Raw genomic sequence first — 14,186 nt, 5'->3', positions numbered from 1 at the left:
GTATCGGGCCGGCAGACGATGGTGGTGACACCGCCGGCCGCCGCTGCATGCGAGCCGGTACCGAGCGTTTCGCGGAACTCCGCGCCGGGCTCGCCGAGGAAGGCGCGAAGGTCGATCAGGCCCGGGGCCAGGACGAGCCCCTTCGCATCGATGCGATGCACGCCTTCGCCCGTCGCCGGTGCCGCGCCCCACTCGACGTCCGCAATCGTGCCGTTGCGCAGCAGCACAGAGCCCGCGCCCTCCCGCCCCGTCGCCGGGTCGACCAGGCGGGCGTTGACGATGGCGATATCCTGCGTTTCAGCCATGACCGGATCCATTGCCGCCGTCAGAAGCCGGGCGGCGCGTGAAGACGAAGCTCCGGCGGGTGACGAACCCCCAGAACAGACAGCAGAGCAAGCCGCCGGCGACGACGATGAACCACGTCCAGCCAGCGCGCGGGTCGGCCCAGAGATAGCCGGCCGCGACGACGAGATAGAGCCCCACGATGACGAACCGCGCCCGCCGCAACGCTCCCAGCCACCAGGCGCGCGGGGCCGCCATCGACCTCAGACATTCGGCAGGTGCTGCGCAAGCGCGTCCAGCACCGCCATACGGACCGCAACCCCCATCTCGACCTGCTCGCGGATCAGCGACTGGGCCCCGTCGGCGACCTCCGAGGAAATCTCGACGCCGCGGTTCATCGGCCCGGGATGCATCACCAACGCGTCGGGCGCGGCGCGCTCCAGCTTCTCGCGGTCGAGCCCGTAATAACGGAAATACTCCTTCGAGGACGGCACGAAGGCGCCATGCATGCGTTCGAGCTGAAGGCGCAGCATCATCACGATGTCAGCGCCTTCGAGCCCTTTGTTCATGTCGGTGAAGAGCTCGACGCCCATGCGCTCGATGCCAGGCGGCATCAGCGTCGAGGGCGCGATCAGGCGCACCTTGGCGCCGAGCGCATTGAGCAGGATGATGTTGGAGCGGGCGACGCGCGAATGCAGGATGTCACCGCAGATCGCCACCGTCAGTCCCTGGATGCGGCCCTTGTTGCGGCGGATCGTCAGCGCGTCGAGAAGGGCCTGAGTCGGGTGCTCATGGGCACCGTCGCCGGCATTCACCACCGAGCAGCTCACCTTGCGGGCGAGCAGGTTGACCGCGCCGGCCGCGTGATGACGCACGACGATAATATCGGGCCGCATCGCGTTGAGGGTCGCTGCGGTGTCGATCAGCGTCTCGCCCTTCTTCACCGAGGAGGAGGCGACCGACATGTTCATGACGTCCGCGCCGAGGCGCTTGCCCGCGAGCTCGAAGGAGGCCTGCGTCCGGGTCGAAGGCTCGAAAAACAGGTTGATCTGGGTACGGCCGCGCAGCGTCGCCGCCTTCTTCTCGACCTGCCGGGAGAGCGCGACATAGTTCTCCGCCCGGTCCAACAGCGCCTCGATGTCGAGATGGGACAGCCCCTCGATGCCGAGCAGGTGACGGTGCGGATAGAGCGGCGCTGGCGATGTCATTTGAAGCCGGGTTCTTAGGCCCGAGTCGGGCGCGGCGCAAGGCTTGGAGACCATCAAAGCCTTGTTAGCCTCTCACTCTCCCGGGACGGCCGCGAGACGCTGGACGGCGGCGAGGCGGGCCGCGCGCAGGGCCAATGCAAAGCAGAGCTGGGCTCCCAGAGCCGCAGCCGTCAGCACGAGGCCGGAGGACAGCGCCGGCGTCCCGCCCAGCCCCACCAGCGAGGTCGCGAAGGCGCCGATCGCCATCTGGATGAAGCCGTAGAAGCCTGAGGCCGACCCTGCGAGGCGGGGATCGACGCTCAGCGCCTCGGCGAGGGCCGGCGCGCTGGCGACGCCAGCCCCGAAGGTGAAGAGCGAGGCACCTGCCAGGACCGAGGCAACGCCGAGATGGCCGGAGACGGCGCTCCCGGTCAGCACCAGCGCGCCCAGCAGGCTGATCGCGCTGCCACCGCTCAGAAGCCAGCCGACGCGGACGCTGCCGACGAGGCGGCTGGAACCGAGATTGCCGAGCCAGATCCCGGCGACGACGAAGGCGAGGTAGGTACCGACCTCATGCGCCGGCCGGCCCAGCTCGGTGGTGAAGATGAAGGGTGCCGCGCTGATGAAAGCGTACATCGGCGTGGTCGCGAGGCCGCCGCCGATCGCATAACCGAGATAGGCGGGCGAGCGCATGAGCTGGCGATAGCCCCTGAGCACCGAGCGGAAATCGACGCCTGCGCCCGGCCGCGCCGTCTCCGGCAGCACGCGCCAGGTGAGCAGCAGATTGGCGACGCCCATCGCGGCAAGGCCGATGAAGAGCGCACGCCAGCCAAGCGTCTCCGATACCGCGGTGCCGATCAGCGGCGCGATGCCCGGCCCGAGGACGACGATCAGGTTCATGGTGGCGAGCCGGCGGGTCGAATCGGCCATGCCTGAACCATCGCGCACGATGGCACGGCCGAGCACGAGCCCGGCGCAACCGCCGAGCGCCTGCAGCAGCCGCGTCGCGACGAGCGCCTCGGCGCTGGGCGTGAATGCCGCGGCGATGCTGGCCAGCGTATAGACGGTCAAGCCGACCATCAGGACGGGACGGCGGCCGAAGCGGTCCGAGATCGGCCCGTAGAAGAGCTGCCCGAAGGCAAGCCCGAGGATGTAGAAGCTGATCGTGAGCTGGAGCGAACCGGCGCTGGCCTCGAGATCGCGCGCGGCCAGCGGCAGCGCCGGCACGAAGACATGCATGGCAAGCGTGCCGCTGAAGGTGATCAGCGCCAGCAGCCACAGCGGCGCACGCTGCACAGACATGTCGGTGGTCTTCGTCATGCAACGTCGCTTTCGGTCAGCGTGGCGAGCGCCGAGCAGATCCGCTCGAGGACCGCAGCCGTGCGCTCGATATCCGCGTCCGGGATGTCCAGGATCGTCGCGAGCCGCACCTCGCGCGAGATCGCTTCGACCTGCGCGACCAGTTGCCCGGCCTCCGGCGTCAGGTGGATCGTCTTGGCCCGGCGGTCGGTCTCATCCTCCCGGCGCTCGATCAGCGCGGCGGCCTGGAGACCGTCGAGCAAGCGAGCGACCGTGGAACCGTCCAGATTCAGCGAAGCCGCCAGGTCCTTCTGGCGCATCGGCTCGGCGGCGCGCGACAGGTGCAGCAGCGGCAGCCACGTCGCCTCGGTGAGGCCGTAAGCCTGCAGCCGGATATCGACCGCCCGCCTCCACAAGCGGGCAGCCCGCGCGATCGTGCGGCCGATCATGTCCTTTGCGCGCTCGGAGGCCATGGCACCCTCTTAGATGCAATGACAATAGTTGCCTCTACATCTATTTTGAACAGCGATGCCGTCATATCCGTCCCGCCACCCACGCAGGAGGCTCCGCTGCTTCCTTGCGCAACCAGGCGCTTTCGGCGAAACCGGCTGCCTGCCTCGAAAGGATCACAGCGTGTCCGGCTCCTCCCAAGCTCATGTCCCCGCCCCGCATGGGAGCGCCTGGCAGACGATCGCGCCGGCCGAGGCCGGCTTCGACGCCAGCAGGCTCGCCGAGGCCGTCGTCTTCGCGCAGGCGCACGAAAGCCCCTGGCCGCGCAGCCTGTACTACCCGGGCGGCAGCTATGTCGGGAATGTCGAGTGGAACGAGACCGGGCCCTGGACCGAGATCGTCGGACCGGTGCGCGAGCGCGGGGGGCCGGCAGGACTCGTCCTGAAGGACGGGCGCATCGTCGCCGAATGGGGCGACACCACCCGCACCGACATGACCTTCTCGATCGCCAAGAGCTATCTCTCGGTGCTTGCCGGCATCGCTTTCGGCGAGAGGCTGATCCGGGATGTCGAGGAGCCCGTGGGCCAAAGCCTCGAAGATCCGGCCTTCGCCGGGCCGCATAACGGCAAGATCACCTGGCGGCACCTGCTGCAGCAATCGAGCGAGTGGCAGGGCGAATTGTTCGGCAAGTCCGACCAGGTCGACCACAACCGCCAGATCGGCCCCGGCGCCGACAACAGCCGCAAGGGCCAGCGCCGCGACCTGAAGGAGCCGGGCTCCTTCTACGAATACAACGACGTGCGCGTGAACGTCTTGTCCTATGCCCTTCTCCAGCTCTTTCGCCGGCCGCTGCCCGAGGTGCTGCGCGAGCGGATCATGGACCCGATCGGCGCCTCGCCCGACTGGCGCTGGGAAGGCTACAGCTCCTCCTTCGTCGAGATCGACGGGAAGCGCATCCAGTCCGTGCCCGGCGGCGGGCATTGGGGCGGCGGGCTCTTCATCGGTGCGCGCGACCATGCCCGCTTCGGCCTGCTGATGGCACGCCGGGGCGAATGGAACGGCCGGCAGATCGTGTCGCGCGACTGGATCGAGCGCTCGCTGACGCCCTCTCCCACGCTCGGCAACTACGGCTATCTCTGGTGGCTGGCGCGCGGGCCGGCGGCGCGACCCGGCCTGCCCGAGACCGCCTTCTCGGCACTCGGCGCCGGCAGCAACGTGATCTGGGTCGAGCCCGAACAGGACATCGTGGCAGTGCTGCGGTGGATCAACGGCGCCTCGACCGAGGGCTTCATCGACCGGCTGCTGGCGGCGCGGAGCTGAGCGGGCTCAGCTCTCCTTCACCGTGTAGACATGCTCCGGCCCCGGGAAACGCCGGGCCCGGACTTCGGCGGCGTAGCCCGCCACCGCCTTGTCGACGTCCTCGGCGAGGTTGCCGAAGAGCTTGACGAATTTCGGCACGCGCCCGGTCAGGCCCAGCATGTCGTCGAGCACCAGCACCTGGCCATCGCAGGCCGCCGAGGCGCCGATGCCGATCGTCGGGATCGCGACCTTTGCTGTGATCCCGGCGGCGAGCGGCTCGGCCACCGCCTCGAGCACCACGGCGAAGGCCCCGGCCGCGGCCACCGCCTCGGCGTCGGCGGTGATCGCGGGCCATTCGGCACGCTCACGCCCCTGTGCCTTGAAGCCGCCGAGCACATTGACGGCCTGCGGCGTCAGCCCGACATGGGCCATCACCGGGATGCCGCGCTCGACGAGAAAGCGAATGGTCGCGGCCATGCGCTGACCGCCCTCGAGCTTGACCGCGCCGCAGCCGGTCTCCTGCATGATGCGGGCGGCATTGCGGAAGGCCTGCTCCGGGCTTTCCTCATAGCTGCCGAAGGGCATGTCGATGACGACCAGCGCCCGCCGCGAGCCGCGCATCACTGCCTGGCCGTGCAGGATCATCATTTCCAGGGTCACAGGTACGGTGCTGTCGAGGCCGTGTACGACCATGCCCAGGGAATCTCCGACGAGCAGGAAATCGCAGTGCCGATCGGCCAGCGCCGCCATCGGCGCCGTATAGGCGGTCAGCGACACGATGGGCTCGGCCGCCTTGCGTCTGCGAATGTCCAGCGCGGTCAGGCGCCTGATCTGTGCTTGCGACGACACGCTCGCCTCCCCATGTCCTGGCCCGAGCCGGAGAAAGGCCCTAAACGGTCCGCTGCGCCAGGCAAAGCGCAATCGCCGTTTGACACCGCTTCTCCGCTGAACCAATTTCGCGCGCACTTCCGAACCGCAGCGGTCTTGCGGGTCGCGGAACCGTCCATCCGGCCGGTTCCGCGCTCTGATCAGGGCTGTCATCGAGACCAAGATCATGAAGCTCCTCGTCGTCGAGTCGCCGGCCAAGGCCAAGACGATCAATAAATATCTGGGCTCCGACTACGAGGTGATCGCCTCGTTCGGGCATATCCGCGACCTGCCGGCCAAGGACGGCTCGGTCGAGCCCGACAACGACTTCTCCATGAAATGGGAGATCGAGGGCCGCGGCGCCAAGCAGGTGGCCGAGATCGCGCGCGCCGTGAAGGGCGCGGAGAAGCTGATCCTCGCCACCGACCCGGATCGCGAAGGCGAGGCGATCTCCTGGCACGTGCTGGAGGCGCTGAACCAGAAGCGCGTGCTGAAGGGCATCCCCGTCGAGCGCGTCACCTTCAACGCCGTCACCAAGGACGCCGTGCAGAAGGCGCTGGCCAATCCGCGCGCCATCGACCAGGCGCTGGTCGATGCCTATCTGGCGCGGCGGGCGCTCGACTATCTCGTCGGCTTCACGCTGTCGCCGGTGCTGTGGCGCAAGCTCCCGGGTGCCCGCTCCGCTGGCCGCGTGCAATCGGTGGCGCTGCGCCTCGTCTGCGACCGCGAGCGCGAGATCGAAGCCTTCCGGGCCCGTGAATACTGGTCGCTGGTCGCGACGCTCGCGACGGAATCCGGCCAGACCTTCGAGGCGCGCCTCGTCGGCGCCGACGGCAAAAAGATCGCCCGTCTCGACATCGGCAACGAGGATGAGGCCAAGGCCTTCAAGGCGGCGCTGGAATCCGCGCTCTTCACCGTCAGCGAGGTCGAGGCCAAGCCGGTCAAGCGCCATCCGCAGCCGCCCTTCCAGACCTCGACGCTGCAGCAGGAGGCCTCGCGCAAGCTCGGCCTCGCCCCGGCGCGGACCATGCAGCTCGCCCAGCGGCTCTATGAAGGCGTCGATATCGGCGGCGAGACGGTCGGCCTGATCACCTATATGCGTACCGACGGCGTCGACATGGACGGCTCGGCCATCGCCGCGGCACGGCGCGTCATCGGCAAGGAATTCGGCGACAGATACGTCCCGAACGCCCCGCGCAAATACACGGTCAAGGCCAAGAACGCGCAGGAGGCCCACGAGGCCATCCGCCCGACCGATCTCGGCCGCCTGCCGGCCATGGTCGCGCGCCATCTCGAACCCGAGCAGGCCAAGCTCTACGAACTGATCTGGAAGCGCACCATCGCGAGCCAGATGGAATCGGCCGAGATGGAGCGCACGACGGTCGACATCGCGGCCAAGGTCGGCGCCCGGAACCTCGAACTGCGTGCCTCCGGACAGGTCGTGCTCTTCGACGGCTTCCTGACGCTCTATCAGGAAAGCCGCGACGACGAGGAAGACGAGGATTCCAAGAAGCTGCCGGCGATGAAGGCAGGCGACAAGCTGGAGAAGCGCGCGATCGCCGCCGACCAGCATTTCACCGAGCCGCCGCCGCGCTATTCCGAAGCCAGCCTGATCAAGCGCATGGAAGAGCTCGGCATCGGCCGGCCGTCGACCTATTCAGCAACGCTCTCGACCCTGCGCGACCGTGAATACGTCCGCATCGAGAAGAAGCGCCTCGTGCCCGAGGACAAGGGCATGCTGGTGACGGCGTTCCTGGAAAGCTTTTTCGGCCGCTATGTCGAATACGACTTCACGGCGAACCTCGAAGAGAACCTCGACCGCGTCTCGAATGCGGAGATCGACTGGAAAGCGCTGCTGCGGGCCTTCTGGGACGAGTTCCAGGCCTCGATCGGCGAGACCAAGGATCTGCGCGTCGGCGACGTGCTGGAGGCACTGAACGGCATCCTCGGCGACTATATCTTCCCGAAGAAGGCCGATGGTTCCGACCCGCGCGTCTGCCCGAATTGCGGCAACGGCCAGCTTTCGCTGAAGCTCGGTAAGTTCGGCGCTTTCGTCGGCTGCTCGAACTACCCGGAATGCCGTTATACACGTCCCCTCTCCGTCCCCGCCGCCGATGGCGAAGCCAGCGCCGAGGGCGGCCAGGGTACGCCGGGCGTGCGCATCCTCGGCACCGACCCGGTGACCAATCTCGAAGTCACGCTGCGCGACGGCCGCTTCGGCCCCTATATCCAGCTCGGCGAGGGCGATAAGCCCAAGCGCTCCAGCCTGCCCAAAGGCATGAGCCCGGCAAGCGTTACGCTGGAGAAGGCGCTCGCCCTGCTCTCCCTGCCGCGCGAAGTGGCCAAGCATCCGGAATCGGGGGAACCGATCCTGGTCGGCATCGGCCGCTACGGGCCCTATGTCCAGCACGGCCGGACCTACGCCAATATCGACAAGGACGACGACGTGCTCGAACTCGGCGCCAACCGCGCCATCGACCTGATCGTTGCCAAGGAGAACGGCGGCGGGCGCGGCGGCCGCGCGGCCGCGACACCGGGCCGGGCGCTCGGTGACCATCCCGACGGTGGCGCTCTGGAAGTGAAGGCCGGCAAATACGGCCCCTACGTCGCCTGGGGCAAGATCTTCGCGACCCTGCCGAAGACGCAATCGCCCGACGCGCTGACGCTCGAACAGGCGATCGAGCTGGTCAATGCCAAGGCGGCGACGAAAGGCGGTGCCAAGGGCAAGGCGAAGGCTGCCGGCGCCGCAAAGGCCAAGGCGCCGGCGAAGAAGGCTCCCGCCAAGAAGCCGGCGGCCAAGAAGTCTTCGGCCGAGAAGGCGCCGGCGAAAGGTTCCTCCGCCCCCAAGGCGGCGAACGGGTGAGGCGACGGCCGAAGGCCGCATCGATCACCGGACGGTTCCCGCGCGGGCGGCGGTGCCCGCCCCTCGCGCCTATCAGGAGCCTCCCATGACCCGCAGCGTGAAGATTCCCGGTCCCGATCATCCGATCACAATCGCGCCCAATCGCCACCGCGTCGTCGTCACCGCGGGCGGGGAAGTGATCGCGGACACGCGCGCGGCCCTGACCTTGCGCGAAGCGAGTTATCCGCCGGTGCACTATATTCCGCGCGCGGATACCAACATGGCCTTCCTCACGCGCTCGAAAACCACAACCCATTGCCCCTACAAGGGCGAGGCCGCCTATTTCTCGATCACGGCCGACGGGACCCGGTCAACTGACGCCGTCTGGACCTATGAGGAGCCGCATCCGGCCGTGGCGCAGATCGCAGGCCATCTCGCCTTCTACCCGGATCGGGTCGACGCGATCGAAGAGCGCCGTAACGACGGACAGCCGGCCTGAACATCGCCCGGGGTCCGTCGCGGCAGGCTCAGAGGCTCGCGACCACGACCAGCCGCTTGACCTCACCGCGCAGGAAGGCCTGCAGGAAGCGGTCGTAGTCCCTGAACGAGATGCAACCGTTCGAATCGCCGCGTGGGCCCAGCATGAAGGTGTGCGCGAGCAATCCGGCTCGACCATGGATCGCCCCCGAACCGCCGACCGGGTTCAATCTGATCGCTCGCACGCCGTGGAACAGCGCCTCGCGTTCGGTCAGCGTATAGGTGTGCGGCGGGGTGACGCCCTTCATCCGGACATGGGCGTAACGGGGATCGTCGAGGTAGTCGCCCAGGCCCGAATGGGCTTCCAGCCGCTCGCCATTGGGCATGTAGACCATCTTGGCGCTGATGTCGTAGATCGCCGTGCCGGCCTCCGCCGTCCGCGGCGGCGTTCCGGCCGAAGGGCTCAGGCGAGTGACGCGCCCGCGGTCGACGACATCATCCTGCGGAGCGGCATAGGCGAGAGCTGTGCCGGCCGCCGGCTTCTGCACGCCGAACAGCTTCTCGAAGAAGTTGCGGTTATCCTCGGGCGTTGGCGCGGTCGCTGCTGCCGTCCGGCTGCGGCGGGCGCCAATCGCCGGCTGCTGCGCCAGCCGCTGCGGCCGGGTCTCAGACGGCATCTCGAGCTCGGCCGGCCTCGGCACCGGCATCGGCGCCGCCCCCGGCACGGGACCTTCGACCTCGGACGAGGGTGTTTGCGGCGGCAGGGATGCGATCAGCTCGGCGGGACGCGTGGCGGGCTGCGGCCCGGCCCTCTCTGCAAGGCTCACCGGCGCTTGCGAGGGCAGCGGCAGGACCGGCTCGGAATCCGGGAGGTCGAGCGCCTCCGGCACCGAAGCCAGGCGCATCGCCGAGCCGACCGGGCGGTTTTGCGCGAGCGATGACGGGGTAGCGCCGGAAAGACCCGGATCGAGCAAGCCGCTATAGGCCCGCGGCGTCACTCCGCCGACCGGACGCGCAGGCTCGGGCACGATCGGGATAGGAGCGGGAGACCTTGCGGGACCACCCGCGAGCTGGACATCCGGATCGCGCGGCGCGACGTGGTCCAGCACCTTGAAGCCGGTCATGGCGCCCAGGCAAAGCGCCGCGGCCCAGAACAGCGTCCGGCCGAACGGCCTGCGACGACGCCGAAGACGCAGATGGGGCGCCCCGCCCCGCCGCGCATGTCTGCCATAGCTCATTCGCCGCACTCTCGACACGCCTACGCCACGCCCCGCTTCGACGGAGACGCGCCCGTTCCGCAAGGCCCCGTCGCGAGGGGACCCGCGGCCCGAGACGTTGCATCCGGCCATGCAGGGAGAACCAAAACCTGATTCTCTTTCGATAAGGCGCCGTTTTGGTTAATCGTCAGTGAACCCGGCCGAGCATTTTCGAGGGATGCGCGATGGCGCGGCAGCTTCGCCGCGGCCGGCCGAAAGGCCACGCAAAGGCGGCACCATGATGGCGCGGACCCAGGCCATGACGGAGAGGTTTTTTGCTGGCCTGCCCGCCCCGATTAGTCCATCTTTACCAGCGAAAACGGGGCGCTCTTCGCGCCCAGCTTTGCCGAATCGGATATGTCGACAGGACCGCAAACCGCAGACTCGGCCTCCCCGGAGGCCGCGCCTCCTGTGACACCGGCGGAGGCGAAGACCAGCTCGGTCGCTGCCCTCGGAGCGATCGTCGGCGGCGCGCTCGCCCTCCAGATCGCGGCGACGATCGTGAACACGGTCATCCCGCTCAAGATGGCGCTGGCGCAGAAGGCGCCGCTGCTCATCGGCGTGGTCGGCTCCGCCTACTCGGTCGGCTTCCTCGCCGGCTGCTTCGTCATTCCCGCCTTCATTCGCCGGGTCGGCCATATCCGCGCCTTCGCCGTCTTCGCCGCGCTGCAGGCGGCGTTCACCCTGAGCTTCGCCCTGACTCCGATCGACGCCTGGGGGCTGTCGCGGCTCGGAATGGGCTTCGCGGGTGCAGGCCATGCCATCTGCATCGAGAGCTGGATCAGCGGACAGGCGAAGGCGGGCCAGCGCGGCCGCATCTTCGGGATGTACCAGATCCTCAACCGACTCGCGCTGATCGGCTCGCAGATCGGCACTGGCTATGTCTCGATGCAGTCGAACGACATCTTCCTGATCGCCAGCGCCGTCTTCTCGCTGGCGCTGATCCCGGTCGGCATGACGCGCGCCAAGGGACCGGAATCCGGAGAAGTGATCTCCGTGAGGCTCAACACGATCTGGCAATACGCCCCGGCCTCGGTGATCGGCTGTCTTTATGTCGGGCTCATGGGCGGAGCGCTCACCAACGTCGCGCCGGCCTATGGCATCCTGATCGGCCTGGACCAGAAATGGGCGATCCTCCTCACCGCCGGGATCCAGATCGGCGCGCTGGTGCTGCAATGGCCGCTCGGCCTGCTGGCGGACCGCGTGGAGAGCCGCATCATCATGCTGAGCGCCACGATTTCGGTCGTGCTCTGCACGCTGGCGCTCGGCGCGGTGCTCCTGTTCGCCCTGCCCCATAGCCGGCTGTGGCTGTTCGGGCTGTTCGCGCTGATCGGCGCCGGCTCGATGCCGATCTACACGGTCGCCGTCGCCCATGCCTATTTCCGGCTCGGACGTGAGCGGGCGCTCGGCCTCTCGGCCCAGCTCCTCTTCCTCTGGGCAACCGGTTCGGCGATCGGGCCGCTGGTGTCGGCATCCTTCATGCAAGGGTTGGGGCCGCAGGGGCTGCTCATCTATCTCGGATTGCTCTCCGCCGCGGCCGCGATCTATCTCGCCTTCCGGATTCGCCTGAAGCCACCTGCCGCCAGCCCGTTCGGCGAACGCCCGGCGGCGACCATCCCCGACGTCGCGCCAGCCGGCCGGCAACCCGCCGCGGCCTGACCCGGCGGTTGGCGGCCGCCTCAGGCCGGGCGGGCGTGGCGGCTCGGCTTGGCCTTGAGCTTCAGCTCTTCGAGGTCCTGACGCTCGCGCGGGGTGTTGCGCATGAGTTGGTCCTTGCCCGGCGCATATTGCACCGGCTGGTCGGTATCGACGCCGTACCAGGCGGCGGCCCGCAGTACGAAGGACGGGTCGGCCAGATGCGGCCGCCCGAGCGCGACCAGATCGGCCCGGCCGGCGGCGATGATGGTGTTGATCTGATCGGCCGTGGTGATGTTGCCGACGCACATGGTCGCAACCTCCGCCTCGTTGCGGATGCGGTCCGAGAACGGCGTCTGGAACATGCGACCGTACATCGGGCGCGATTCCCGCGCCGTCTGACCGGTCGAGACGTCGACGAGGTCGCAGCCTTCGGCCGCGAAAGCCTCGGCGATCGCGACGGAATCCGCGGCGGAGAGGCCGCCCTCGGCCCAGTCGGTCGCGGAGATGCGCACCGACATCGGTTTCTCGCGCGGCCAGGCCTCACGCAGCGCCCGGAACACCTCCAGCGGATAGCGCAGGCGGTTCTCGACCGAGCCGCCATAGTCGTCAGTGCGCCTGTTGGTCAGCGGCGAAAGGAAGCTCGCCAGCAGATAGCCATGGGCGCAGTGCAGCTCCAGCATGTCGAAATCGGCTCGCTCGCCGCGTTCAGCCGCAGCGACGAATTCCGCCTTGACCCGGTCCATGTCGGCGCGGGTCATCTCGCGCGGCACCTGGCTTTCGGGATAGTAGGGCAGCGGCGAAGCCGAGATGATCGGCCAGGCGCCTTCCGGCAGCGGGCGATCCATGCCCTCCCACATCAGCCTGGTCGCGCCCTTGCGGCCGGCATGGCCGAGTTGGAGGCAGATCTTCGCGGCCGAGTGGCCGTGCACGAAATCGACGATCCGTTTCCAGGCCGCTTCCTGCGCGTCGTTCCACAGGCCGGTGCAGCCGGGCGTGATGCGGGCATCGGGCGCGACGCAGGTCATCTCGGTGAAGACCAATCCGGGGCCGCCGATGGCGCGCGAGCCGTAATGCATCAGGTGCCAGTCGCCCGGAAGGCCGTCCTCAGCCGAATACTGGCACATCGGCGAGAGCGTCATGCGGTTCTCGATCCGCATCTCGCGCAGCTTGAAGGGCTGGAAGGCCGGCGGCACGGGAGAGCCGTCCTTCCGGCGCTTGGCGAGATCGCCGAGGTCGTCGGCGACGAGCCTGTCGACGGCTTCGACCATCTCCGGCGCGCGCAGCGCCAGATTATCGTAGGTGATCGCCTTCGAGCGGGTCATCAGGCCGAAGGCAAAGCGCAGGGGCTCGAAATCCCAGAAGCGCTTGAGCTCCTCGAACCAGACCAGCGAGACATCCGCCGCATGCTGGGTCTTCTCGACCTCCTCGCGGCGCTGCGTTTCGAACAGCTTTAGACCGGCCGCGACATCGAGCTTCGCCTGCCCCATTGCCTTGTGCAGGGCGATGGCGTCCTCCATCGCGAGCTTGGTGCCGGAGCCGATCGAGAAATGCGCCGTCGCCTTGGCGTCGCCGATCAGCACGACATTCTCGACCACCCAGTTGCGGCAGCGGATCATCGGAAAATTGCGCCAGAGCGAGCGGTTGGTGATGAGCTTATGGCCCTCCAGCTCCTCGGCGAAGACGCCTTCTAGGAAGGCGGCCGACTGCGCCTCGTCCATCGCGCCGAGGCCCGCCTTCGCGAAGGTCTCAGGGTCGGTCTCCAGCACCCAGGTCGAGCGGCCGGCCTCGTACTGGTAGCAATGGGCGATGAAGAGCCCGTGCTCCGTCTGCTTGAAGAAGAAGGTGAAGGCATCGAAGGGACGGGTCGAGCCCATCCAGGTGAAATGGTTCGGGCGCAGGTCGGTCTGCGGCTGGAAGCGCTCGCGCCAGTTCTCGCGGACGCGGCTGTTGATGCCGTCTGCGCCGACGACGAGATCGTAGCCGCGCTTCAGCGTCTCGATATCGGCGATCTCCTCGCCGAAATGCAGGTTGACGCCGAGCTCGCGCGCCCTCGCCTGCACCAGCATCAGCAGCGAACGGCGCGAGCAGCCGCAGAAGCCGTTGCCGGGCACGCGGAAAGTGTCGCCCTTGAAGTGGATCTCGATATCGTCCCAATAGGCGAAATTGTCACGGATCGCGGCATAGCTCTGCGCATCCGCCGCCTTGAACGTGTCGAGCGTCTGGTCGGAGAAGACGACGCCGAAACCGAAGGTGTCGTCGGGCTGGTTGCGCTCGAAGACGTCGACCGACAGCGCCGGCCAGTCCCGCTTCATCAGCAGCGCGAAATAAAGCCCCGCCGGTCCTCCGCCCACAACCGCGATACGCATCGACGCCTCCATCGGGGAGCCGGGTCGATCCGGCTTGAGAAATTATTTTAAGCCTGAAATATTTTTGAACTCAAGAGGCTTTTGCGAGGTCCCCGGCGATGCCAGGGAGGATGCTCGCGCCGAAACACATTGCCAGCGTGGTATTGTGCGTTGCGGGGCGACACCATCTCCTGGCTCGGTCAACTCGCTTGCAAATTCCTTCAGACTTAAAATATATTTGTCG

The 14,186-nt window shown here is 67.8% G+C and carries 11 protein-coding genes and 1 pseudogene; 4 read left to right on the top strand and 8 right to left on the bottom strand.

The genetic code is table 11. The annotated features are described in order from the left end of the window. The 5 genes and pseudogenes from BGO20_RS11870 to BGO20_RS11850 form a co-directional block, all read right to left on the bottom strand. Window positions 1-305 (bottom strand): annotated as a pseudogene (locus BGO20_RS11870) (dihydroorotase); the annotation flags it as partial. Then, on the bottom strand, window positions 298-540 hold the full coding sequence (locus BGO20_RS11865; protein ID WP_291663818.1) for a hypothetical protein: 243 nt from the start codon (window positions 538-540) through the stop codon (window positions 298-300). The pseudogene BGO20_RS11870 and the gene BGO20_RS11865, both read right to left, overlap by 8 nt. A 5-nt stretch (window positions 541-545) precedes the next feature. Further along, window positions 546-1,490 (bottom strand): aspartate carbamoyltransferase catalytic subunit, encoded by a 945-nt coding sequence (locus BGO20_RS11860; RefSeq protein WP_291663819.1) that lies wholly within the window; start codon window positions 1,488-1,490, stop codon window positions 546-548. Window positions 1,491-1,562: 72 nt separating this feature from the next. Continuing rightward, on the bottom strand, window positions 1,563-2,789 hold the full coding sequence (locus BGO20_RS11855) for a multidrug effflux MFS transporter (protein WP_291663820.1): 1,227 nt from the start codon (window positions 2,787-2,789) through the stop codon (window positions 1,563-1,565). Then, window positions 2,786-3,241 carry a MarR family winged helix-turn-helix transcriptional regulator gene (locus BGO20_RS11850; protein ID WP_291663821.1) on the bottom strand — a complete coding sequence of 152 codons (456 nt, stop codon included), beginning with the start codon at window positions 3,239-3,241 and terminating at the stop codon, window positions 2,786-2,788. The genes BGO20_RS11855 and BGO20_RS11850 overlap by 4 nt, the downstream gene beginning before the upstream one ends. Window positions 3,242-3,401: 160 nt before the next feature. Here BGO20_RS11850 and BGO20_RS11845 point away from each other — a divergent pair, with 160 nt between their 5' ends. Beyond that, complete coding sequence (locus BGO20_RS11845) at window positions 3,402-4,538, top strand: serine hydrolase domain-containing protein (protein WP_291663822.1); 1,137 nt, start codon at window positions 3,402-3,404, stop codon at window positions 4,536-4,538. Window positions 4,539-4,544: 6 nt separating this feature from the next. Here the strand turns inward: BGO20_RS11845 and panB are convergent, their stop codons facing one another. Next, complete coding sequence (gene panB / locus BGO20_RS11840) at window positions 4,545-5,366, bottom strand: 3-methyl-2-oxobutanoate hydroxymethyltransferase (protein ID WP_291663823.1); 822 nt, start codon at window positions 5,364-5,366, stop codon at window positions 4,545-4,547. A gap of 205 nt (window positions 5,367-5,571) precedes the next feature. On the opposite strand from panB, the gene topA reads away from it, so the two are divergent. Together topA and BGO20_RS11830 are read left to right on the top strand one after the other, a co-directional pair. Continuing rightward, window positions 5,572-8,247 carry a type I DNA topoisomerase gene (gene topA, locus BGO20_RS11835; RefSeq protein WP_291663824.1) on the top strand — a complete coding sequence of 892 codons (2,676 nt, stop codon included), beginning with the start codon at window positions 5,572-5,574 and terminating at the stop codon, window positions 8,245-8,247. An 85-nt stretch (window positions 8,248-8,332) separates the two neighbouring features. After that, entirely contained in the window at window positions 8,333-8,725 is a 393-nt protein-coding gene (locus tag BGO20_RS11830; RefSeq protein WP_291663825.1) for a DUF427 domain-containing protein, read from the top strand. Window positions 8,726-8,753: 28 nt separating this feature from the next. Here BGO20_RS11830 and BGO20_RS11825 read toward each other — a convergent pair whose 3' ends face one another. After that, window positions 8,754-9,941 (bottom strand): DUF2778 domain-containing protein, encoded by a 1,188-nt coding sequence (locus BGO20_RS11825; protein WP_291663826.1) that lies wholly within the window; start codon window positions 9,939-9,941, stop codon window positions 8,754-8,756. Window positions 9,942-10,370: 429 nt separating this feature from the next. Here BGO20_RS11825 and BGO20_RS11820 point away from each other — a divergent pair, with 429 nt between their 5' ends. After that, window positions 10,371-11,618, top strand: a complete 1,248-nt coding sequence (locus BGO20_RS11820) for an MFS transporter (RefSeq protein WP_291663827.1) — start codon at window positions 10,371-10,373, stop codon at window positions 11,616-11,618. Between the two features lie 20 nt (window positions 11,619-11,638). On the opposite strand, the gene BGO20_RS11815 is transcribed toward BGO20_RS11820, so the two are convergent. Then, window positions 11,639-13,963, bottom strand: coding sequence for a bifunctional salicylyl-CoA 5-hydroxylase/oxidoreductase (locus tag BGO20_RS11815; protein WP_291663828.1), 2,325 nt, complete (start codon window positions 13,961-13,963; stop codon window positions 11,639-11,641). Between the last annotated feature and the right edge of the window lie 223 nt (window positions 13,964-14,186).

It is taken from the genome of Allobosea sp. 67-29, assembly GCF_001898115.1.
GTDB lineage: Bacteria > Pseudomonadota > Alphaproteobacteria > Rhizobiales > Beijerinckiaceae > Allobosea.
Note: the sequence above shows the minus strand (reverse complement) of the source record. Positions and strands in the feature narration are given on the sequence as shown.